General features: G+C 65.9%; 17 protein-coding genes and 1 rRNA gene. 9 read left to right on the forward strand and 9 right to left on the reverse strand.

The annotated features are described in order from the left end of the window. Window positions 1-57 precede the first annotated feature (57 nt). A 5S ribosomal RNA gene (rrf, locus tag E1J61_RS22090) occupies window positions 58-171 on the forward strand. A 95-nt stretch (window positions 172-266) separates the two neighbouring features. Here rrf and E1J61_RS22095 read toward each other — a convergent pair. The 6 genes from E1J61_RS22095 to E1J61_RS38355 all read right to left on the reverse strand — a co-directional run bounded on the left by E1J61_RS22095 (window position 267) and on the right by E1J61_RS38355 (window position 4,889). Beyond that, window positions 267-785: a hypothetical protein gene (locus tag E1J61_RS22095; RefSeq protein ID WP_133096137.1), complete on the reverse strand. Its 519-nt coding sequence runs from the start codon at window positions 783-785 to the stop codon at window positions 267-269. Window positions 786-797: 12 nt separating this feature from the next. Next, entirely contained in the window at window positions 798-1,865 is a 1,068-nt protein-coding gene (locus tag E1J61_RS22100; protein ID WP_133096138.1) for a poly(3-hydroxybutyrate) depolymerase, read from the reverse strand. A 327-nt stretch (window positions 1,866-2,192) separates the two neighbouring features. Continuing rightward, window positions 2,193-2,408: a hypothetical protein gene (locus E1J61_RS22105; RefSeq protein ID WP_207951241.1), complete on the reverse strand. Its 216-nt coding sequence runs from the start codon at window positions 2,406-2,408 to the stop codon at window positions 2,193-2,195. A 288-nt stretch (window positions 2,409-2,696) separates the two neighbouring features. Beyond that, entirely contained in the window at window positions 2,697-3,281 is a 585-nt protein-coding gene (locus E1J61_RS22110; RefSeq protein ID WP_133096140.1) for a hemerythrin domain-containing protein, read from the reverse strand. Between the two features lie 195 nt (window positions 3,282-3,476). After that, the gene (gene cax, locus E1J61_RS22115) at window positions 3,477-4,547 is read right to left on the reverse strand and encodes a calcium/proton exchanger (protein ID WP_133096141.1); all 1,071 of its coding nucleotides are present in this window, start codon (window positions 4,545-4,547) and stop codon (window positions 3,477-3,479) included. 63 nt (window positions 4,548-4,610) lie between these two features. Beyond that, window positions 4,611-4,889, reverse strand: coding sequence for a hypothetical protein (locus tag E1J61_RS38355; protein ID WP_243736948.1), 279 nt, complete (start codon window positions 4,887-4,889; stop codon window positions 4,611-4,613). Window positions 4,890-5,823: 934 nt separating this feature from the next. Here E1J61_RS38355 and E1J61_RS22130 point away from each other — a divergent pair. Next, the gene (locus E1J61_RS22130) at window positions 5,824-6,186 is read left to right on the forward strand and encodes a hypothetical protein (protein ID WP_243736949.1); all 363 of its coding nucleotides are present in this window, start codon (window positions 5,824-5,826) and stop codon (window positions 6,184-6,186) included. Between the two features lie 36 nt (window positions 6,187-6,222). Here the strand turns inward: E1J61_RS22130 and E1J61_RS22135 are convergent, their stop codons facing one another. After that, window positions 6,223-7,596 carry a tetratricopeptide repeat protein gene (locus E1J61_RS22135; protein WP_133096143.1) on the reverse strand — a complete coding sequence of 458 codons (1,374 nt, stop codon included), beginning with the start codon at window positions 7,594-7,596 and terminating at the stop codon, window positions 6,223-6,225. 269 nt (window positions 7,597-7,865) lie between these two features. Between E1J61_RS22135 and E1J61_RS22140 the strand changes: the two genes are divergently transcribed. The 5 genes from E1J61_RS22140 (at window position 7,866) to E1J61_RS22160 (ending at window position 17,580) form a co-directional block, all read left to right on the forward strand. After that, entirely contained in the window at window positions 7,866-11,783 is a 3,918-nt protein-coding gene (locus E1J61_RS22140) for a BTAD domain-containing putative transcriptional regulator (RefSeq protein ID WP_133096144.1), read from the forward strand. Between the two features lie 362 nt (window positions 11,784-12,145). Next, window positions 12,146-13,675 carry an ISNCY family transposase gene (locus E1J61_RS22145; RefSeq protein ID WP_133096145.1) on the forward strand — a complete coding sequence of 510 codons (1,530 nt, stop codon included), beginning with the start codon at window positions 12,146-12,148 and terminating at the stop codon, window positions 13,673-13,675. A gap of 361 nt (window positions 13,676-14,036) precedes the next feature. Further along, window positions 14,037-15,617, forward strand: a complete 1,581-nt coding sequence (locus tag E1J61_RS22150) for an isocitrate lyase (RefSeq protein ID WP_133096146.1) — start codon at window positions 14,037-14,039, stop codon at window positions 15,615-15,617. Window positions 15,618-15,859: 242 nt separating this feature from the next. Further along, window positions 15,860-16,249 carry a helix-turn-helix transcriptional regulator gene (locus E1J61_RS22155; protein ID WP_133096147.1) on the forward strand — a complete coding sequence of 130 codons (390 nt, stop codon included), beginning with the start codon at window positions 15,860-15,862 and terminating at the stop codon, window positions 16,247-16,249. A 2-nt stretch (window positions 16,250-16,251) separates the two neighbouring features. Continuing rightward, a complete protein-coding gene (locus tag E1J61_RS22160) occupies window positions 16,252-17,580 on the forward strand; it encodes a type II toxin-antitoxin system HipA family toxin (RefSeq protein WP_133096148.1) in 1,329 nt (442 codons plus the stop codon). Between the two features lie 2 nt (window positions 17,581-17,582). Here the strand turns inward: E1J61_RS22160 and E1J61_RS22165 are convergent, their stop codons facing one another. Beyond that, window positions 17,583-17,993: a DUF1801 domain-containing protein gene (locus E1J61_RS22165; RefSeq protein WP_133096149.1), complete on the reverse strand. Its 411-nt coding sequence runs from the start codon at window positions 17,991-17,993 to the stop codon at window positions 17,583-17,585. Between the two features lie 181 nt (window positions 17,994-18,174). Here E1J61_RS22165 and E1J61_RS22170 point away from each other — a divergent pair, with 181 nt between their 5' ends. Further along, window positions 18,175-21,660 (forward strand): adenylate/guanylate cyclase domain-containing protein, encoded by a 3,486-nt coding sequence (locus tag E1J61_RS22170; protein ID WP_133096150.1) that lies wholly within the window; start codon window positions 18,175-18,177, stop codon window positions 21,658-21,660. Then, entirely contained in the window at window positions 21,657-22,310 is a 654-nt protein-coding gene (locus tag E1J61_RS22175; RefSeq protein ID WP_133096151.1) for a hypothetical protein, read from the forward strand. The genes E1J61_RS22170 and E1J61_RS22175 overlap by 4 nt, the downstream gene beginning before the upstream one ends. Here E1J61_RS22175 and E1J61_RS22180 read toward each other — a convergent pair. Beyond that, window positions 22,291-23,322, reverse strand: coding sequence for a patatin-like phospholipase family protein (locus tag E1J61_RS22180; RefSeq protein ID WP_133096152.1), 1,032 nt, complete (start codon window positions 23,320-23,322; stop codon window positions 22,291-22,293). The genes E1J61_RS22175 and E1J61_RS22180 overlap by 20 nt on opposite strands. Window positions 23,323-23,351 lie beyond the last annotated feature (29 nt).

Consider the following 23,351-nt stretch of genomic DNA (forward strand, 5'->3'; position numbering starts at 1 on the left):
CCAACTACATCCCGATTCGTGACGCTGGCTTGAACCCCAGCGCCACAACCCCTCATGCCTGGTGACCATAGCGAGCTGGAACCACCCCTTCCCATCCCGAACAGGACCGTGAAACAGCTCCGCGCCGATGATAGTGCGGATTACCCGTGTGAAAGTAGGTCATCGCCAGGCTCTTATTGTGCAAAACCCCTCGACAGCGTGTGCTGCGAGGGGTTTTTGCTTTGGCGGTCACGCCTAGAATGGCGCAGCGGCCGCCAGGCCAGCGACTATGCTTCTGCCACCTGATCCGCCGGCGCCGCCTGTGCCGCAAGCGTCTGTGCCACCCAGTATCCGGTATTGACCTCGATATTCTCTTGCAGAGTTACGAGGTCGACCATCTGGTTGCTGAGAAGCAATCCGAAGCGAGCGAGGAGGTCCAATTCCTGTTCGACGAGCTTCGACATAGTGTTGGCACGCTTGACCTGCGCACGCTCTTGCAGCCAGGCCGTCCATCCCGCCATCCATCCTTGCTGCTGCGTCTGCAGGCGTTGGACGATAGCGTATTGCAGCTGGAACAGCTCCGTCAGCACTTGCACATCCATGCCAAAAGATGCCAGGTTCAGGCTTTTCACTCCGGTATCGGCTGTACGCAAGGCCCAGCCGCTCATCAGCGTCTGCAGCATCTGACTGCGCTGCAATGCGGCGGGTTGGGTCATGGCCAAGGCGCGATGCACTGCCGGCACGGAGGCCTCGTTCTTCGCTACGGTCAGCGCACCGTCATGCGGACTCATCATGGTTCCTTCCATCTTTCCGCTCCTTCAGCCGCCAAGGCGGCTAAGCATGCCGTGGATCGCCCTGATCTGGATCGCGTCACGCGAATAATAGTCAGGCTGCTCGGCGTCCGCGCTGGAATAGCCCCACCAGTCCCAGCATCCGTCCGGATTTTGCGTGAGGCTATTGTCAGTGCCCTCTGCCTGAGGGTACAGCACGATGATGTTATTGCTGTCGGCGATATTGTTGTAGCCGGTGGTCGTGATATACCGGTTGCCATAAGGCGGCTGGCTGGCGAAGTCGGACTGGCCGAAAGTAAAGTCGATATAGTTGTAGCCCTGCTTGCAGCCGTGAAGGGCGATGTGCACCCGAGCCGCTGCGCCATCCGCGACAGCCTGCGGTATGTAGGCGTAGCCATACTTGCTCATACTTGCGCGCGCTTCATTTCCGAAGAACTCCGTCTGGTCGAAGCGTAGCAGGCGCCCGCTCAGCTGGCGTGAAGGGGCATGCAGATTGCCGTAGATATGCCGAAGGATATTGTGCGACTGGATAAAGCTGCCGTTATTGATGTACGGCGGCTGGTTAGTGCCTAACGGCGAATCCTCGGCATTGTCGGTGATGATCGAATGGCCAGCCGGCACGCTGTCGTCAAAGAAGATATTGTCAGCCTTGACGCCAAGCAGGCGGTAGAACTCGCGAGTGCGTTCCACCACTGTTGAAAACACCACGCTGTCTTCGCTGCCCGTAAAGATGTAGACGCGATCCCCGGCAAGATTGGCGACCGGGTCGATCTTGCCGTCGAGCGCCGTCTGGTGTGCCAGCCGAGCAAGACGCTCAGCGTTTGGCGCGGTCCGCGGCACAAGCGGATTCATGCACAAATGCAGCGCGTTGAGTTCGTATGCATCCTCTGCTACCGCCGACGCGGAGCGAAACGATTCCGCGCAGCGATACGGACCTCCCGCGATCACGCCCGCGCCGCAAAAACTCGACGAATGGGCGAGATGCATTTGCACGGTCATAAAGGCCCCCGAGGAGAGCCCCGAAATGGAACTCTTTCCCTTTTCGACCCGATACGCGCCAAGTTGAACGACCTCACTATCCATATCAACTGCCATGTCCACCCCTTCGGTTGCGGGAATTATGTCTGGCACTGGCATGTCTGCACCGGCACGCCGTAGGCGGCCGCACAGAGGCGAATCTCCGCGCCCGTGGTGAAGCTACGCAGGGTGCAAAATGCAGCTATTGTGCAATGCACAATCCATATTAGCCGAGCCGCATGATGGCCGCCAGACGAATATTCGGCTGAACGTCACAATGCGGTAACAGCTAAATGGAAGGACTCCGGCAGCCTCCGCCGGCACATTTGGCCGTGAGATGCTCCAGTAGCCATGGCAAACAACCCAGGGCTCGGGCGGCGGGCAATGCTGGATAGGGGAGGGAGTTTATTGGGGTCGGACCGCCACCTGCCGCATCAGGGCCAGGCCTCTTGTGAAGCGAGACTGCATCGGCTTCTCGTCAAGGATGGCCACTAGAAGCAAGCCAAGGGACGGGCTGAAGATCATCGAGAAAGTCGTCCAGGCCGCGCCGGAGCGCCCCAGTCCGTTGGCAAAGCAGCCGACCAGAACGGAGAAAATCAACCAACAGGCAATGGCGAACATGACGGAAACTCGCAAAGGGGATCTACAGTGGCGTCGCGCGGGACGGCGTGTCGCTCTCACTCCCTTTCGCTTGTGCTGTCGTTGCCGAACCGGTGGATGGAGGGGAAGCGCTGCTATGAGTATGTGAAATCGCAGCGCGTCCATTTGACACCGCGGGACAAAAACTTTGCTCTTCGGGACAGTTAGGGTTAGTTAGGGGGCCGATGCGGTGCGCATGGGTGTGGGGGAAGGACGGATGCCGCACAACCTTCTTGGCGAGGCCTTGGATGCGGAATCGGGGTCGTGGTTTCAAGCCAGCTCGCGATGATCAGGGGAGGGGATATACATACTTGCTTCTCCGTCAATCAGTTTCCGCAGGGCTGCAAAACGCTGGTGTACATTTTCGCCAAATAATGGGTCGACGCTGGCCGGCTCAGTGGCCGCCACTGCTGCCCAATCTTCTTCGGTCAGCAAGTGTGCGGCACGGGGCATGACCTGTTTCTCCTCGGTGGAGAGATGATTGCGATAGTAGGCAAGGTACATGGCTGCAGCGGCTTCCAGCGCCGTTCGCGACGTTATGACATCCCGTTCCGCTTCATGAAGCCGGTTGAGCAAATCCTCGCCTACCGCTGCAATCACACGATGCTCTTGCAGAAGCCGGCTGATCACAATGCGCATGCCTGGGTCTCGCTCGACGAGCAGCGCGTATGCAACATCCTCCCGAGGATGGTGAACGCAATCGCCATACTTGCGCATGTACTCGATGATCAGGTCCATCAAACCGTAGTTTGGCTGCTCCTCCTGGTAAAAGGCGCTCACCTCTCTCTCCAACAGGTCAAGCAGGCTGGCGAAGTTGATATGGTCGGTATGCCAGGCGGCAAGTTGGTTGGTCATGGCGCCCCTCCCGGGAGACTGGTCGAGTGGATCTTGAGTCCGCATCCATATCGGAATTGCAAGATTCCTGATAACACCATAGGTATCCATCACCATGGGGATCTGATACAGATCAATCAGACTCCAGATGCCATGACGACTCGCAAGCTAACTGTCGAGCTTGTCACCTGCGCTTCAGCCGTGGCCGGCCATGACTTAGCGCGGCAGGAAGAAGAAGGTGAGGGCAAGCGCGAAATAGACCATCAGAAGTTGCGTGCCCTTGAACCAGTCCGCCCGTCCGTCGCTTGCCATTTGCGCCGTGACCAGCACGGACAGGACCACAATGAGTACCAGGGCTGGACGAAAGGCCAGGTCCATCGGAGCCGGCCCGAGAAAATGGCTGACAAGCACCAGGACTGGCGCGACGAAGAGTGCCACCTGGACGCTGGATCCCACCGCAATGGAAAACGACAGGTCCATGCGATTTCTGAGGGCTGCGGTAATGGCCGATGCATGTTCGGCTGCATTGCCCAGGATTGCCACGACGAACGCGCCGACAAAAATTTCGCTGAGGGCGTAGGCATGCATCATGGGACCAATCGCGCCCACCATGATCTCGCTCATCCACGCCGTCCCGACGGTGGCTGCCGCCAGTATCGCTAGCGCGCGGGGGGCGTTGGCAGGTGGCTTGTCCTTCTCGTGTTCTGTCGCCGCCTTCCCGGCTTCATGTGCACTGCGGAACAGCGCAGGATGAGTGACCAACGAGAACAACAGATACAGCGCGTAGATGACAAGCAGCGCAATGGAAATCCAGACGCTGAGCCGGTACAGCACGTCTGATCTGTCCGCTACGGCCTCGAAGCTCGCAGGGAGGATCAGCGCGATCGCCGACAGTATGAGCATGGTCGCCTGCGAACGCGCACCGCGCGGGTTGAACCGTTGCTCGGGATAGCGAATGCCCCCCGCGAGCATCGCAGCGCCAAACACCAGCAACAGGTTGCCGACAATGGAACCGACGATGGAGGCTTCCACGACCTGATGAAGGCCTGCACGCAAGGCAACCAGTGCAATGATCAGTTCCGCCGCGTTGCCGAATGTCGCATTGAGCAAGCCACCGATGGCCTCGCCGAGACGCTCCGCCAACTGCTCGGTGGCATGGCCCATCCGTCCCGCAAGGGGCAGGATGGCCACGGCAGAAGTCAGGAAAATGAGCAGATGCTGGTCGGCCGCGAGGAATTCCAGGGCTATCGCGACCGGCACGAATATAAGAAGCCAGTTCATCCACATGGGGCGTTCCTTTGCAGGGGCTGCCAGCGCCGAGCGGATCAGTGTGGCCTGTGCGCACGACGATTATTCGTGCCTGGCGATAAAGCCCTCAACGGTGTCGTGCAGCAGGTGCGGCTGCTCCAGGAAGATGAACTGGCCGCCGTCCAGCATGACAAGCCCGGCGCCGGGGATTCGCGCGGCAATCTCCGCGGAGGGTTGCGCTGCGCAATAACGCGCGGTGACGGATTGCCAGAAGCTGCGCGATGGCGCGGCCGGTCGAAGAACCGGCGGCATGGGCGCGTGCTGTGGAATGCCCTTGATCTCGTAGTGGATACGAACACCGTCTGAGGCTACGTCTGGCATGTTGCTTCCCCGGTTTAGGGCAGCGTGAAGGAGAAGTCGAAGGGGATGCAAGGGCCTGTGCGAAAAGCGTACATACTGGTATAGGCGGATCGTCCTCTTCGTCAAAGGCCTGCCTGCATGGACGAGGGCGCGTGGCGCCGCCTATTGAAGGCAGCGCGGCGCTAAAAAGCAGGGCGAATAGCAAGACCGCGAACAGCAAGACCGGCCGGCCAGGGTGGCGCTCAGCGCGCGCGCATCCCATACTAGAAGCGGTGCCCTCAGGACCAGGGGGCTCAGGCTGGCGCAAGAGCGCCGGTTCCGAGCAAGCATGAAGGGCGCCCAAAAACGGCTAAGGAGCCAGAGCTAGATATGAAAGCGCTAGGCGTGCTTCTCGGCATATCCATGGCGGCTGGGGTTGCGCCTTACGCCGGAGCCGCTGGATGCCAATACGACATGCAGTGCAAAGGGGAGCGAATCTGCGAGAACAGTCAGTGCGTCTCTCCCGGCGCACAGGAGCGGAGCGTCGATCCAGGCATCAAGGTCCCCGCGGCTCCAAAAAGCTTCCCCAAATCTGAGCAACCCACCCGGGCCTTCCCGGCAACGAAAAATGTTCCGGCGCCTGCGCCACCTCCCAAGGCTGCCCAAGTGACGAAAAGCGTTCCCGCCCCTGAGCACGCCATGCCGGCCGAGCGATCCGTCATGGCGTCTCCCGCAGTGGTGAATTCTCCGGCGCCTGCGACGGAATTCCGTTTCTGCTGCACCAAGGTCGGTAAATTTCCCATCGACCCGGAAGCGAGCGCGGACGGCCCCCTCAAGCAAGGCGATACCTGTCATGGGATCACCAGTTACGGGACGCCGCTACCTGGCACGCCCTGTAATTAAAAGGGTTCCACGCCCATCGCGCCAGAACGCGATGGGATGACCGCCTGTGCCCGGGCCTGGAAGGGAGCGTGTCATGTCCGTAGCACTTCGATCCGCGCTTTGCCAATTCTTCGTCGCCTGCTGCCTTGGCATCGCAGCCTGCGGAGGGGGCGGCGACGACGAGGGCAATGACGGCGGCACCGGCACGCTGATGATCTCCATCTCCGGCCTGCCGTCCGGGACGTCGGCGGCCATCACGGTACTGGGACCCGGCGAGTTCCGCCAGACCGTGACCCAGCCGACCACGCTGTCCAACCTGGCTCCTGGCAGCTATACCGTCAGTGCCGCCAATGTGCTGACCAGCAGCGCGCTGCTCAAGCCGCAGCCGCCCTCGCAGACGGTGGGGGTGGCCGCGGGCGCACGCGCCTTGGCCATGGTGGCTTACGAGGCAACGTAGCGGTTGTCGCCGAGCCACGCACCCGTCGTCCCAACCTTATGCCGCCTTCACGGCCGCCGCGTCGCGCGTGCCGTCCGCCGCTTCGCGCTGCAGCGCGGAGGCGCGCTGCGCCAGCTTGCTGAGGCTGGGGTTCATCGGCTTGAGCTCCATGCGCTCGGCCGCCAGCGCGCAGGCCAGGTTGGCGCGTTCGCCGCGCAGCGCCGACTCGATCAGGGTCAGGTTGATCAGGTCGCGCTGGGCATGGCTGCCGCCGAAGCGGTGCGCGATCTGGCGCACCGGCATCAGCAGCTCGATGCTGCGATCGTAGTCGCGCCGCGAGAAGGCGACCAGGGCCTCGGTCACCGGCAGGCCGACATCGCGCGTCATCATCGCGTTGCAGCCGCTTCCGGCCGCCGCGGCGCGCATGCCGGCGAGCAGGGCGGCGAGCGCGTCATCGCGCCCGGCGCACAGGAAGGCCATCGCCGCATGGGTGTCGTTGAAGGCGTAGTATCCTTGCGCGCCGCGGGCCTGCCAGGTATCGGCCAGCTCGTCCCAGCGCGAGCCCACGTCGATGCCGCGCAGGTGCAGGCGCCACAGCATGGCGCAGCCATCGATCAGTTCCAACGCGACCGAAGACTGGTTCTCGCGGATGTGCGCGTCGTAGATGTCCAGCACCTGCCTGGCGTGGCCGAGCTCCAGATGGAACAGCGCCAGGTGCCACCAGTTGTGCACGGCCATCATGTTGTCCTGCGACCAGTCGCCGGCACGCCCGCTTAGCCAGTCGATGCCTTCGTCCTGGCGGCCCTGCATTTCCATCACGTGGGCCACGGCGTGGATCGCCCAGGGATCGCGCGGGTTCAGTTCCAGCGCGAAGCGGCCGCGTTCCTCGGCCTGCTCGTACCGGTGCGTTTCCTCGAGGCCGAAGGCATGCATGCCGAGCACATAGCCGAAGCCCGGCACACGGGTGTTCCAGTGGGGCAGCACCTGGGCGATGCGATCGCGCAGCAGGGTGGACTGCCCGAGCAGGAAGTCCCCGATATGGGCTACCTGCAGCGCCAGGCTGTCGCGCGGGTAGTCGATCACGATGTCGCCGTAGAGCTGAATCGAGCGTGTGAAGTGTCCATCCAGCCAGGCGCGCGCCGCGGCGATATGCCGGCGCTCGCGCTCGTTCGCGCTGGCGGACAGCGCTTCGCCTGCTTCGACGCTTTCGCGCAGCAGCGGCGCTACGGTGCCGTCGCCCGCGGTGATCATCATCCCGGCCCGCAGCGCATGCCCCATCACGAAGCCGGGGTCCTCCGCCAGGGCGTGATCGATCACGGTGAGCGGGTCGCCGTAGTAACCGTGCAGCAGTTCCAGTGCTGCCTCGAAGCGCTCGATCGAGCTGGCGTTGGTGCTTGAGACCGAAACACTCCGCGAATCCGTATGTGCCATGACGCAATCCTTCCAGTGTGATGGAGACAGCCCTTGTCTCGATAATCAGCCCGCTGATGCCGCTATTGCGCGCTACGGTAGTGCCGCGCGGCCCCGGGGGTTGTGCTGATAGTAGGCAGGGGCCGTGAACGGGCCCGGCGGTCCGGCGTGAAAGAAGCGTGAAAGTTGCCGCGGGCCGCAAAGTAACGGCTACCTGTCTTTGCGGCGTGGGACCGCAGCGTAGTCCATTGCCGTCGCCTATAACGGATGGGCCTGCCAGGTTCCTTCCCATGACCCGCGCCCGTCTAGACCTGTTCGGCGGTTTCCAGCTCAGCTCCGCCGACGGCACCCCGATTCCGCTGACGGCGCGCAAGGCGCGCGCCGTGCTGGCCTACCTCGCACTGGCCCATGGCCGGGCCCAGCCGCGCGACAAGCTTGCCGCGCTGTGCTGGGCGGAAAGCAATGCAGAGCAGGCGCGCAGCAGCCTGCGACAGGCGCTGAGCGCGGCCCGCCGCGCGCTCGACGAGGCGGGCACGCAGGGCCAGCACGTGCTACTGGCGGAAGGCGACTGCGTGATGCTGGGCGAGATCTCGGTCGACGTGTGCGAGTTCGAGCAGTGTGCCCGTGCAGCCACGCCGTCCTCTCTGGCACGCGCGGCGGACCTGTACCGTGGCGACTTGCTGGAGGGTTTCCATGCCGCGGCGCCGGCCTTCGACCACTGGCTGGCGATCGAGCGCGAGCGCCTGCGCGGCGTGGCGCTGGGCGCCCTGGCGAAGTTGCTGGGGCACCACGAACAGGCCGGCGCGACAGACCTTGCGATTGCCAGTGCCACGCGCCTGCTCGCGCTCGACCCGCTGCAGGAAGGCGTGCACCGGGCGCTGATCCGGCTCTATGAACGGCAGGGCAGGCAGGCCCTGGCACTCAAGCAATACCGGCTGTGCCGGGCAGCGTTGCAACGCGAGCTCGGTGTGTCGCCGGAGCCCCAGACCGATGCGCTGTACCAGGCCATCCTGCGCGCGCGGCGCGAGCCGGCGCCAGGCAGCCTGGGCGGTGACGACGGCGGCGGGCAAATTGCGGGACCGGATGCGATTTCACCCGCGGCCACGTTGACACCCGAGCCGCAACTGCGCCACGCGGTGGTACTGGTGGCAAGCCTGCAGGAGGGCGCCGGCGGCCCGCTGGAGCCCGAGCAACTGCACCAGGCGCTGAGCTGCTGGCGCCAGCAGGCCCGCGCCCTGGCGGGCGCCTGTGGCGGACACATTACCGATGAGATCGGCACCCGGCTGACCATCGTGTTCGGGGTCCCGGTGGCGCACGGCAACGACGCCGAGCGCGCGCTGCACACCGCCGGGGCGCTGCATGCAGCGTTGGCGCGAGTGGCCGGGGTGGCCGGGGCCGCCGAATCGCGGCTGCAGGCCCGCGTCGGCCTGGCAAGCGGGCAGGTGCTGGCGGCCTATGGCGACAGCGAGATGACGCTGACCGGCGGCCCGGTCGGCGTGGCCCTGCAGGCAATGGAGGCCGCCGAGGCTGGCGGCACGATGGTGTCCAACCGGGTCTACCAGGCGCTGCCCGGGCGCCTGGTAGCCGATTGCGTGGCCCGCGCCGTGCTGCCCGGGGTAGCCGAGCCGATCCCGCTGTGGTGCGTGCGGCGTTTCCTTGGCGTGGAGCAGGCGCCGGCCGAGCATGCCTTCGTCGGCAAGCACGCGGAACTGGCGCAGCTGGCCGGGGTGGCCGACAGCTGCCTGCGCTCGGGCCATGGCCGCGTCGTACTGATCCGCGGCGAGGCCGGCATCGGCAAGAGCCGGCTGGCCGGGCGCTTTGTCGCGCTGGCGCGCGAACGCGGCCTGGAGGCGCACCGGGTCCTGGTGCTCGACTTCGGCGCGGGCAGCGGCGGCGATCCCATGCGCATGCTCGCGCACAGACTGACGGGCCCGCCGGGTCCCGACGCGAAAGGCAGCAACGTGGCTGCCATCGAAGGCACGCTCGCCGCCTGGCAACTTGCCGAGCAAGAGCTGATGTTCGTGCGCGACATGCTGGAGCTGCCGCATTCCCCCGAGCACGCCGCCGCGCTGGCCGCGATGGATCCCGCCAGCAGGCAGCGCGGCGCGCAGCGGCTGATGGTGACGCTGGCCACCCGCCGCAGCGCCGCGCGAGCGCTGCTGATCGTGGTCGAAGACGTGCACTGGGCCGAGCGCACGGTGCTCGATTGCCTGGCGCAGCTGGCGGCCGCAACGCGCGGCCATGCGCTGGTCCTGGTGCTGACCGTGCGCCCCGAGCACGACCCGATCGATGCGGCCTGGCGCGCGACCAGCCAGGGCGCGCCGCTGACCACCATCGACCTCGGCCCGCTCGACGATGCCGAAGCGCACGAACTGGCCGCCTGCTACCGGCAGGTCGATCCGGCAGTCGCCGCTTCCTGCATCCGCCGGGCCGAAGGGAATCCGCTGTTCCTCGACCAACTGCTGCGCGGCGTCGAGGCGGGCGCGGAAGCTGGCACGGAAGAGCTGCCCGGGACGCTGCAGAGCATCGTGCTGGCGCGGCTGGACCGCTTCTCCAGCGCCGACCGGCAGGCGCTGCAGGCCGCTGCCGTGCTGGGCCAGCGCTTCAGCCCCGCCGCGCTGCGGCACCTGCTCCAGGATCCCGCCTATGCGTGCGAGCGCCTGGTCATGGCCGCCATGACACGGCCGGAAGGCGAGGACTACCTGTTCATGCACGCGCTGATCCATGAGGCGGTCTACGCATCGCTGCTCAAGTCGCGCCGCCAGAACCTGCACCGGCGCGCGGCCGCCTGGTACGAGGGCAGGGACCCCGCACTGATGGCCGAGCACCTGGATGCCGCGGGCGATCCCGGCGCGCCCGAGGCCTATGCCGCCGCGGCACGGCATGAGGCGGCGCACTTCCGCGGCGAGCGCGCGCTGCGCCTGGTCGAGCGCGCGCAGCGGCTGCCCAGCGACGATGACTGCAGGCACGCGCTTGCCTGCCTGCACGGCGAGCTGGCGCTGGACCTGGGTCTGGCCGTGCAATCCCTGCAGGCGTTCCGGCAGGCCCAGCCACTTGCCAGCGTGCCGGCGCAGCAGGCCCGGGCATGGCAGGGCACGGCGGCTGCCTTGCGCCTGCTCGACCGCCATGAAGAGGCCCTGTCAGCGCTGCGCGAGGCCGAACAGGCGGCCGCCAAGCTGGGCCAGTCGGAGCGGCTGGCCGAGATCGAATCGCTGCGCGGCAACCTGTATTTCCCGATGGGAGACATGGACCGGTGCCTGGCCGCCCACCAGCGCGCCCTCGGCCACGCGCGCGCGGCCGGATCTGTGCTGGGCGAGGCGCGTGCGCTGGGCGGCCTCGGCGATGCCTACTACCAGCAAGGCCGCATGATTACCGCCCATCCGCATTTTGTCCGTTGCGTCGAGCTGGCGCGAACGCACGGCTTTGTCCGCATCGAATGCGCCAACCTGCCGATGGTGGGCGCGGTGGAGCTGTTCCTCAACCAGCTCGATGCGGCGCGGGCCCATTGCGAGGAAGGGCTGCGCCTGGCGCAGCGCATCGGCGATGCGCGCAGCGAGATGCTGGCCTACGACGTAATGACCTCGACCGCGCAGCTGGCCGGCGACTGGCCGCACGCCGAAGCGCACGCGCGGCTGGCCCTGGCGCTGACGCGCCGGCTGGGCGCGCGGCGCTTCGAGGCCGAGGTGCTGGCGCGGCTTGGCCTGGCGCTCGGCGCGCTTGGCCAGATGCAGGAAGCCGAGGCATTGCTCGACGAGGCGCTGCAACTGAGCCACGCCAGCGGGCTGCGCTACTCCGGCCCCACCGTGCTGGGGTTCCTGGCACGCACCACGCGCGATCCCCGCCGGCAGCTCCACGCCTTGCGGCAGGCCGAGGCGATCCTGACGCAGGGCTGCGTGAGCCATTGCCACGTCGACCTGCTGGAAGCCGCGATCGACGTTTCCGTGTCGTTGCGGCACTGGCAGGAAGCGGATCGCTACCTCGCGGCGCTACAGGATTACATGCGGCCCGAGCCGTTTCCGTGGGGCGACTTCCTGATCCGCAGGGGCCGCGCACTGGTCAGCGCCGGACAGGAAGAGGAGGGTGGCGGCACCCCGGCGCTTCGCGAAAACCTGCGCCAGCTCAGGGACGAAGCGCATGCGGCCGGCCTGCACGCATCCCTGGAGGCCATCGATGCCGCGCTGAAGCGGCTGGCGGCAAGGCGCGATTAGGCCGTCCCGGGCAGCTATATTGTGATGGTGAGGGCGGTTCGCCATCTTGCCGGCCAGGGAATGAGCAGGTGGGCGAAAGCACGGAATGCGAACTCATGGAGATGCTTGGCCAAAAGTGCGATATCGCCAAGCCAATGGCAGAGCGCGGGGTTGTCGTTTAGTTCTTTAGAGTCGGCTGGGTCAGGAGGTCTTGTTGCCAAGATGCGCCGCAACTGTGATTTAACATAATATACATTATGCGTTTTTGTGATGTTGGCCCCAAATAGTAATGTCGCATCTGAGCCAAATAGAAATGTCGCACCCCTAGCCACGGCTGGCATGCTGGCGGCTTTCGTGTCTGTCCAGGACCGGAGGCCCCAGCCATGTCGATGCCCGAGACCATCACGATGACGATGCGCGAACTCGACCGACTCAAGGTGATCCAGGCCGTGGTCGAACATGGCCTGCCGGTCTGGCGCGCCGCCGAGAAGCTCGGCTTGTCGCGGCGTCAGGTGGAACGAATAGCGCTGCGCTACCGCGAGGATGGTCCGAGTGGCCTGGGCTCGCGCAAGCGTGGCCGGGACAGCAACCGGCAGTTGCCGCCCGGGCTCGAATCCCGCGTGCGCGGCCTGATCCGCGACAGCTACGCTGACTTCGGCCCGACCCTGGCGGCCGAGAAGCTGCGCGAGCGCCATGGCATCGACCTGGCCACGGAGACCGTGCGCCGGATCATGATCGATGCCGGGTTCTGGGTACCCAGGAAGCTGCGCCCGCCCAAGGTGCACCAGCCGCGGAACCGTCGCGCCTGCCTGGGCGAGCTGGTCCAGATCGATGGCAGCGACCATGCCTGGTTCGAGGAGCGGGCGCCGGCGTGCACGCTGCTCGTGTTTGTCGATGACGCGACCGGGCGGCTGATGCAGCTTTTGTTCGTGCCGACCGAGTCCACGCCGGCGTATTTCAGCGCCACGCGCGCCTATGTCGAGCGCCACGGCAAGCCGATGACGTTCTACAGCGACAAGGCCAGCATCTTCCGGGTCAATGCCCGGGACAGCGCCGAGGGCCGCGGCTACACCCAGTTCGGGCGCGCGCTGTTCGAGCTGAATATCGACATCGTGTGCGCCAATTCGAGCCCGGCCAAGGGCCGGGTCGAGCGCATGAACGGCACGCTGCAGGACCGGCTGGTCAAGGAGCTGCGGCTGCGCGGCATCAGCACGATGGCCGCCGCCAACGCCTTTGCCCCGCATTTCATGGCCGACTTCAACGCGCGCTTTGCCAAGGTGCCCAAGCGCGACTTCGATGCGCACCGGCCGCTGCGCGGCGACGAGGACCTGGCGCGCATCTTCAGCTGGCGCGAGTGGCGCAAGGTGTCGGCCAGCCTCACGCTGCAGTACGACAAGGTGAGGTATTTGCTCGAGGACCGGCCCGAGCATCGGCGCCTGATCCATCGCTATGTCGAGGTGGCCGAGTACCCGGACGGTCGGATCGAGCTGTGGGCCGAGGGCGCGTCCCTGCCCTACACCACCTATGACCGGCTGGGCGAGATCGACCAGGGCGCCATTGTCGAGAACAAGCGCCTGGGGCACGTGCTGGCGATCGCCGCGCAGGTGCAGGCGCAGCGCGACAGTCGGCAGCAGGCGGGGCCGTCGCGCACGCTGCAAGGCGAACCAGCCCGGCCCCATCGCGCGCCGCTGAACGTCAAGCGGCAGCGTCTGATCAACCGGCTCGATCTGGAGCGCGCGCTCGCTGCGGCCCCCCCAATCCAGCAGAAGGCGGACATTTTAACTTTGCCCACCGCCAATCAACCGCCCCACCCTGGGCCCAACTCTGCCACGTCAGGCCAGCACCACCGCCCCACCACCACCCCGCAAAAGCCTCCAACCCCGCACAAAAAGCACGCCCGCACCGACATTTGAATTTAGCGGAAGCGACGACCTTTCAAAACCGGCTGGACATGTGATGTTAGCCGTTTTTTCTAATGTCGTACTTGGCCAGCGTGCCACCACTCTGGTGGTCCGAATGCGTGAACTGAAAGTTGATTTCACATAGTGGAATCCAGTCCAGCTTTTCACAGCATTGCTTTTCGTTGCTTGAAAAGCCGTTCCACATCGCAAAATTTACCTCCTATCTCATTGAAAAATAAAGAAAAACTAACTCTTATGTCTTATATAAGACCTCGCCGCAACGCACCAGGAACGCCCTACAATAAGTCCACGCTGCTTGCTTCGACATCCGTAGCGACACTTTTCAAACGCTCCCTACCTCTAGGAAATTCACATGGCCCAGTATCAAGACGACATCAAGGCAGTTGCTGCTTTGAAAGAGAACAACGGCAGCGCGTGGAATGCCATCAATCCCGAGTATGCTGCCCGCATGCGTGCCCAGAACAAGTTCAAGACGGGCCTGGACATCGCCAAGTACACCGCCAAAATCATGCGCGCCGACATGGCCGCCTACGATGCGGACTCGTCCAAGTACACCCAGTCGCTGGGCTGCTGGCACGGCTTCATCGGCCAGCAGAAGATGATCTCCATCAAGAAGCACTTCAACAGCACCGAGCGCCGCTACCTGTACCTGTCCGGCTGGATGGTGGCCGCGCTGCGCTCCGAGTTCGGCCCGCTGCCGGACCAGTCGATGCACGAAAAGACCTCTGTCAGCGCGTTGATCCGCGAGCTGTACACCTTCCTGCGCCAGGCCGACGCCCGTGAACTGGGCGGCCTGTTCCGCGAGCTGGATGCTGCCCAAGGCGCTGCCAAGGCCGCCATCCAGGCGAAAATCGACAATCACGTCACCCACGTCGTGCCCATCATCGCCGACATCGACGCGGGTTTCGGCAACGCCGAAGCCACTTACCTGCTGGCCAAGCAGTTCATCGAAGCGGGTGCATGCTGCATCCAGATCGAGAACCAGGTGTCCGACGAGAAGCAATGCGGCCACCAGGATGGCAAAGTCACCGTGCCGCACGAGGACTTCCTGGCCAAGATCCGCGCCATCCGCTACGCCTTCCTGGAACTGGGCGTGGACGACGGCATCATCGTGGCCCGTACCGACTCGCTGGGTGCCGGCCTGACCAAGCAGATCGCCGTGACCCACACGCCGGGCGACCTGGGCGACCAATACAACTCCTTCCTCGATTGCGACGAACTGTCGGCCGACCAACTGGGCAACGGTGATGTCATCATCAAGCGCGACGGCAAGCTGCTGCGTCCCAAGCGCCTGCCGAGCAACCTGTTCCAGTTCCGCGCCGGCACGGGCGAAGCGCGCTGCGTGCTGGATTGCGTCACCGCCCTGCAGAACGGCGCCGACCTGCTGTGGATCGAAACCGAAAAGCCGCATATCGCCCAGATCGGCGGCATGGTCAGCGAGATTCGCAAGGTCATCCCGAACGCCAAGCTGGTTTACAACAACAGCCCGTCGTTCAACTGGACCCTGAACTTCCGCCAGCAGGCGTATGACGCGATGAAGGCCGCGGGCAAGGATGTGTCGGCCTACGATCGCAGCCAGCTGATGAGCGTGGAATACGATGACAGCGAACTGGCGAAGCTCGCCGACGAAAAGATCCGCACCTTCCAGGCAGACGCGTCGCGCGAAGCCGGCATTTTCCACCACCTGATCACGCTGCCGACCTACCACACCGCCGCACTGTCGACCGACAACCTGGCCAAGGAATACTTCGGCGACCAGGGCATGCTGGGTTATGTGGCTGGCGTGCAGCGCAAGGAAATCCGTCAGGGCATCGCCTGCGTCAAGCACCAGAACATGTCCGGCTCGGACATCGGTGACGACCACAAGGAGTATTTCAGCGGCGAAGCGGCCCTGAAAGCTGCGGGTAAGGACAACACCATGAACCAGTTCTGATACCGGTCATACCCCCAGGCAAAACGCCAACCCATAACGGGTTGGCGTTTTTTTTGTCCAACGATAACGCCGTGCATGGGTTCTACCCCTGGGCCACACAGGCGATTCCCTGTTTTCACAATACACAGGCCAAATCCTGTATTTTCAAGATACAGGCTACATCTTGTAAAACATCAAAACAGGCTATATCCTGTACGTTATCAGCAACCCATGGCCTGCCATCCGGGACGGCAGGCGGCGCCATGCAATATCCCATCCATACCCTCACCCAGCTGCGGCCGATCCTGCAGGGCTTCAGGAAGTCCAGGGGCCTGACGCAGGCCAGGATGGCGGCTTACCTGGGCGTCAGGCAGCAGACCTACGCCGAGCTGGAAGCCAACCCCGCCGCGGCCAGCGTCGAGCGGCTGTTCAAGGCACTGCGCGTGCTCGGCGTGGAGATGGTACTGTCCCCTGCCCCGGATTCCCAGGTGTCCCAGGTGCAGCCGGAACCTGTGCAAGAGACAAGTCCCGCCTCCCTGCCGGCAAGCAAGGCTGCCCGCAAGGCAACAACGGAACAGCCGAAAAAGCCCGCTGGCGGCAAGGCAAGCCGCGCCGCCCGCAAGAGCACCAGGCCACAGCGGGAGGATTGGTAGCCATGGCGCGCGGCACGCAGGCGAAGCGTCTCGATCTGTGGATGAACGGGTTGCCGGTGGGTCACTGGGAAACCACGCCCGCCGGCGACCGGCTGGCCTATCGCGAGGACTGGATTGCCGACCCGCAAGGCCGGCCGCTGTCCCTGTCATTGCCCTTTACGCCGGGCAACCAGCCACACCGCGGGCCCGTCGTCGCCAACTATTTCGACAACCTGCTGCCCGACAGCGATGCCATCAGGCGGCGCATCGCGGCCCGGTACCGGACCGGCGGGACCGACGCCTTCGCGCTGCTGGCCAAGCTCGGCCGCGACTGTGCCGGCGCCCTCCAGATGCTGCCGCCGCAGGAGGCACCGACGGCGTTGAAGCGCGTCCAGGGCCGCCCGCTGTCGGAGACCGAGATCGCCACCCTGCTGCATGAGGCCACGGCCGAGCCCGTGCTCGGGCTGCGCGAGCCCATCGATGACCTGCGCCTGTCCATCGCCGGCGCGCAGGAGAAGACCGCGCTGCTGCGCTGGGGCGGGCACTGGCTGTTGCCGCAAGGCAGTACGCCTACCACGCATATCTTCAAGCTGCCGATGGGACTGGTGGGCAATATGCGCGCCGACATGCGGACCTCGGTGGAAAACGAATGGCTCTGCGCCAGGATCGTCGCCGCCTTTGGCCTGCCGGTCGCTGCCTGCGAGATCGCGCGCTTCGGGGATGTCAAGGCACTGGTGGTCGAACGCTTCGACCGCAAGCCTTCGGCCGACGGTTCCTGGCTGCTGCGCCTGCCGCAGGAAGACATGTGCCAGGCCACCGGGACGTCGGCATTGCAGAAGTACGAGTCGGACGGCGGGCCCGGCATCCAGCAGATCGCCGACATCCTCTCCGGCTCGCGCTCGGCGCTGGCCGATCGCCGCAACTTCTTCCTCGCGCAGATCGTCTTCTGGCTGCTTGCCGCCACTGATGGCCATGGCAAGAACTTCAGCATCAGCCATCTGCCGGGCAGCCGCTATGAAGCGACGCCGCTGTACGACATCCTGTCGGCGCATCCGATCATCGGCAGGGGCAAGAACCAGGTGGCGCCGCAACGGGCCCGGCTGGCGATGGCGTTGCACGGCAAGAATTCGCACTACGCCATCCAGGAGATCCAGCGGCGACACTGGTTTGCCCAGGGACAGCGCATCGGCTTCTCGCCCGACGACGTCGGGTCGATGCTCGACGAGGTCGTGTCGCAGACCGGCCGGGCCATCGACGCCGCCGCTTCCGCGCTGCCGCCGGAATTCCCCCTGGACCTGGCCGATGCGATCTTCGACGGCATGCGCCGGCAGCAGCGGCGCCTTGCTGCCTGAGGCTAGCGCCTGCGCGTGAACTGGTTCAGCGCCACGGCGGCGCGGACCAGTGTCTTCAGCGCTTTCTCGTCGATCTTGTCGCCTTCCTGGAAATCGATGGCGCGCCGGGTGTTGCCCTCCAGGCTGGCGTTGAACAGGCCGGCGGGATCGTCCAGCGCGGCGCCCCTGGCGAAGGTCATCTTGACGACGTTCTTGTAGGTCTCGCCGGTGCAAATGATGCCGTCGTGCGACCAGACCGGGACGCCGCGCCATTTCCATTCCTCGACGACTTCGGGGTCGGCTTCCCTGACCAGCGCGCGCAGCCGGCCGAGCATCTGGCCGCGCCAGTCGTCGAGCTCGCGGATCCTGGCATCGATCAGCTCGGAAGCCGGAATGCTGTCCTGGCTGCTGTCCTGCGCTTCGCTCTTTTTCATGGCGGTTCTCCTCAAGCGGATACCGTGCCCGCGGCACATGGCTGGCCCTGCATTGTGCCGAAGCCGGCCCTGTATCGCCACCACCGCGCCACCACCGCCCTCACCTTGCCACGCCGCCCAAATCTGCCTCTAATAGTCTGAACAGGCGGGTCGGCATGACCCGGTCCGGTCAGGAGGCGAAATGCGCTGCACGCATTGCGGCTTCGCGAACCTTGCGGGCGCCAACTTCTGCGAGGAGTGCGGGGCAAGGCTTGCCCGCATTTGCCCACAGTGTGGCGCTGAAGCCACGCCAGCGGCCAAGTTCTGCCGCGCCTGCGGTGTTTCCCTGGGCGATACAGCCGCGCCGCGACCTGTGCCCCAACCCGCGCCCCAGCAGCCCCAGCCGCCCCGGCCGCCGGCGACCGCCCCCGTCCACTACACCCCGCCCCACCTCGCCGAGCGCATCCTGGCCGAACAGGCCGCGATGGAAGCCCGCGGCGAGGCCGCCGGCGAGCGCAAGACCATCACCGCCCTGTTCGCTGACATGGCCGGCTCGACCGCGCTGACGCAGGACATGGACCCGGAAGACTCGCGCCGCCTGATCGACCCGGTCGTGACGCTGATGATGGAGGCGGTCCACCACTACGAAGGCTATGTCGCCAAGTTCCTCGGCGACGGCATCCTGGCGCTGTTCGGCGCGCCGATCGCGCACGAGGACCATGCCCTGCGCGCGTTGTACGCCGCGCTGCGGATGCAGGGCGCGATGCATCGCCACAGCGACCGGGTCCGGCTGGAGCAAGGCATCCCGCTGCAGATCCGCATCGGCATCCATACCGGCGAGGTGGTGGTGCGATCGATCCGCAAGGACGACCTGCATACCGATTACGATCCGGTCGGCCACACCATCCACATTGCCTCGCGCATGGAAGGGATTGCCACCCCGGCATCGATCCTGGTCAGCGAATCCACCCACAAGCTCGCCGAGGGCTATTTCGAGTTCACGGCGCTGGGCACCACCCATGTCAAGGGCGTGCGCGAGCCGCTGGCGGTGTACGAGGTGGTGGGCCTGGGCGCGTTGCGCACGCGGCTGCAGGTGGCGGCGCACCGCGGGCTGGCGCGCTTCGTCGGGCGGCAGCAGGAACTGGAGCATCTGCATGAGGCGCTGGAGCACGCCAAGGCGGGCAGCGGGCGCATTGTCGCCGTGGTCGGCGAAGCGGGCGTCGGCAAGTCGCGGTTGTTCCATGAGTTCAAGACCCGCTCGCAACAGGGCTGCCTGGCGCTGGAGACGTTCTCGGTCTCGCACGGCAAGGCTTTTGCCTACCTGCCGCTGATCGAACTGCTGAAGAACTACTTCCAGATCACCGCGCAGGACGGCGACCGCGCCTGCCGCGAGAAGGTGACGGGCCGGCTGCTGACGCTCGACCGTTCGCTGGAAGATAACCTGCCCTACCTGCTCTACCTGCTCGGCACCACCGAACCGGGTTCGCCGCTGCCGACCATGGATCCGTCGATCCGGCGCCAGCGCACCTTTGACGCGATCGCCCGGCTGCTGGTGCGCGAGAGCGCCAACCAGCCGCTGATGCTGATCTTCGAAGACCTGCAATGGCTCGACGGCGAGACCGAAGCCTTCCTCAACATGATGGTCGACCATGTGCCCGCCGCGCGCATGGTGCTGCTGGTCAACTACCGGCCCGAATACACCCATCGCTGGGACGCGGGGCCGCATTACTCGCAGCTGCGGCTGCAGCCGCTGGGCCCGGCCGAGGCGCAGGGCCTGCTGACCGCTTTGCTGGGCGACGACCAGAGCCTGGTGCCGCTGAAGCGGCTGATCCTCGACAAGACCGAAGGCAACCCGTTCTTCATGGAGGAAGTGGTCCAGACCCTGTCCGAGGAAGGCGCGCTGCTGGGCCAGCCCGGCTGCTACCACATCGAGCAGGCGCCGGCCCTGCTCCATATCCCGACCACGGTCCAGGGCGTGCTGGCCGCGCGTATCGACCGGCTGCCGCTGGCGCAGAAAGAACTGCTGCAGACGCTGGCGGTGATCGGCAAGGAATTCCCGCAAAGCCTGGTGCTGCGCGTGGCGGGGCTCGAGGACGACAGGCTGCATCCGCTGCTGGCCGACCTGCAGGCCGCGGACTTCATCCATGAACGCCCGGCATTCCCGGAGGTCGAGTACGTCTTCAAGCACGCGCTGACCCAGGAAGTCGCGGGCAACTCGCTGCTGACCGAACGCCGCAGCGCCTTGCATGAAGCCACGGCGCGGGCGATCGAAGACTTGTTCCAGGGCCGGCTCAAGGACTATTGCAGCGAGCTGGCGCACCACTACAGCCTCAGCGGCAATGTGCCCAAGGCGGTCGAATACCTGCACTGCGCCGGCCAGCAGGCGCTGCAGCGCTCGGCGCAGGCCGAGGCGATCCGGCACCTGAGCGCCGCCATCGAGCTGCTCAAGCGCCAGCCCGATACCGCCGAGCGCGCGCGCCAGGAACTGACGCTGCTGCTGACGCTGGGGCCGGCGCTGATGGCCGCGCGCGGGCAGGCGTCGCAGGAAGTCGAGGCCAACTACCGGCGCGCGCTGGCGCTGTGCGAACAGGGCCGTCAGACCCCCTACGTCTTTTCCGCGCAGCTCGGCCTGTGGGCCTTCTACCAGCTGCGCGCGCAATACCAGGTGGCGCTGCCGCTGGGCAAGCGGCTGCTCGGCCTGGCGCTGCAGTCGCAGCGGCCCAAGCAACTGGCCGAAGGCCATCGCGTGCTGGGCGCCACGCTGTTCCGGCTGGGCAAGCTCGACGCCGCGCGCTCGCATATGGAGACGGTGATCGGCCTGCCCCACCCCGATTCGCAGGCTTACGACTTCCTGATGGGCTACGGGCGCGACCCGGCCGTGCACGCGACCAGCACGCTGGGCTGGATCCTGTGGTACCTCGGCTGTCCCGACCATGCCCGCGCGCTGTGCCAGGAAGCACTGGTGATGGCGCGCGCGCGGCCCGATGCCTACAACCTGGCGCTGTGCCTGGTCTTCGCCGCGGAAGTGCACCAGTGCCGGCGCGAAGCGAAGCTGGCACGCGAGTATGCGGAGGCAGCAATCGCGATTTCGGGCGAACAGGGTTTCCCGATCTACCTCGCGTGGGGAACCGTCGTGCAAGGCTGGGCGATGGCCGAACTTGGCGAGGCCGAGGCGGGGATCGCCCGGATCCGCCATGGCCTGGCTTCCTACGAAGGCACCGGCGCCGTGCTCGGCACGCCCAACCTGCTGTCGCTGCTGGCCGATGCCTGTTGCAAGGCCGGACAGCCGGAAGCCGCGCAGGAAGCGATAGCGCGCGGGCTGGCACTGGCGGAAAAGACCGGCGAGCGGCTGGACGAAGCCACGCTGTGGCGGCTGCGCGGCGACATGCTGTGCCGGATGCAGCCGCCCGGACTCGAGGAAGCGGAAGCCTGCTTCCACCGGGCGCTCGGCATCGCCGGCGAGCAAGGCGCCCGGCTGCTGGCGCTGCGCGCCGCGCGCAGCCTGGCCAGGCTGTGGCGCGCGCAAGGCAAGGCCGAAATGGCGCGCGAGACGCTGGCCCGGTACCTGGCCCCGCTGACCGAAGGCGCCGACACCGCCGACCAGCAGGAGGCCGCAGCGTTGCTGGCGCAGCTGGAAGGCGAAGTATCCGGCACTGCCAGCGACACCACAACCCCTGTGCGCCAATGACTCCGCTCCAGGCCCGCCAGCTCGAGGACCGCTTCCATGCCGTGTGGACGCGCGCGGGCGGCGCGCATGCGCGCGACGCCTATGCCGACCTTGCCGGCCGCTATGGCGAGCCGGGCCGCCATTACCACACCCTCGACCACATCCGCCGCTGCCTGCGCGACCTGGACTGGGCACGCAGCAGCATCGACACGGCCGATGCCGATGCGGTGGAACTGGCGCTGTGGTGCCATGACGTGATCTATGTGCCCGGTGCGACCGACAACGAGGCGCGCAGCGCCGGCTGGATCCGGCAATGGGGGACCGGCATGGCCACGGCCGGCCGGATCGCCGCACTGGTGCTGGAAACCGTCCACGACGGCATTCCTGCCAGCACGGCGGGCCGCTTTACCGCGGATATCGACCTGGCCGCGCTGGGCTGCGGCCGGAGGCGCTTCCGCCATAACGGCGCCTGCCTGCGCGCCGAGCGCACCGACCTCGACGACCAGGCCTACGACGCCGCCGAGCGTGCCTTCCTGCGCGCGCTGCTGGACAGCCCGCGCATCTTCCACACCGAGCTGTTCCACGCGCGCTACGAGGCGCGCGCGCGCGGCAACCTGGCGTGGCGGCTGGCGCAGCCGGGCCCTCCCGGCCTCACAGGAATTCGCCGCTGATGTCGATGCTGGAGCGCCGGCCGACGCTGTCGTAGTGCTGCGCCAGCCAGGCCGTGGCCTGCGCCCTGCCCTGGTCGCGCAGTGCGCACAGGAAGCCCCAGTCGGCGTTGTACTTGGTCGACACGCCGAGCGCCGCCATGGTTTCGTCGGAGCGGATCGAGTGGATCCACATCTCCTTCATCTCGCGCCCGTCCACCTTGCCCTGCTGGATCAGCGACGTGACAAAGGCAATGGCGCGCATCTCGCGCATCAGCGATGAGTTGAAGCTGAGTTCATTGACGCGGTTGAGGATATCCGCCGCCGAGGTCGGCACGCCGCGGCGCACGATGGGGTTGATATGGACGATGACCACGTCGCGGGTCTGGCAGTGGTAGATCAGCGGAAAGATCGCCGGGTTGCCGACATAGCCGCCGTCCCAGTAGTACTGGCCATCGATGCACACCGCCTGGAACAGCGTGGGAACGCAGGCCGACGCCAGCACGGCATCGATGCTCAGTTCCTCCGGCGGGAAGATGCGTATGCGGCCGGTCTCGATATTGGTCGCGCACAGGTAGAGCTGGATCGGGCAATGCTCGCGCAGCGCGGCGAAGTCCACCTGTGTGCCGAGCACTTCGCGCAGCGGGTTCAGGTTGTTGGGATTGAACTGGTACGGCGACAGCAGGCGCAGCGCAATGTCGGCCATGGCGTACAGGGGCGAATGGTTCAGCCCCAGCGTATGGCCGGTCTTGAACCAGGGCATCCAGCGGAACGGGCTGTAGCGCTGGGCCGAGTTCGAGATCGCCAGCCAGAACGAATGCAAGGCCTCGCGCGCGCCGGCGCTGCCGCCTTGCAGCAGCCCATAGGCCAGCACCGCGCCGTTCATGGCGCCGGCGCTGGTGGCGCTGACGCCTTCGATCACCAGCCTGCCGTCCTCCAGCAGGCGGTCGAGCACGCCCCAGGTGAAGGCGCCGTGCATGCCGCCGCCCTGCAGGGCAAGCGACACGGGTTTGTGGTCTGGCTGGTCCGGCTGCATCCGAGGCTCCCTCCCTGGCGCGCCATGCG

This window comes from Cupriavidus sp. L7L, assembly GCF_004353535.1.
Taxonomy (GTDB): Bacteria; Pseudomonadota; Gammaproteobacteria; order Burkholderiales; family Burkholderiaceae; genus Cupriavidus; species Cupriavidus oxalaticus_A.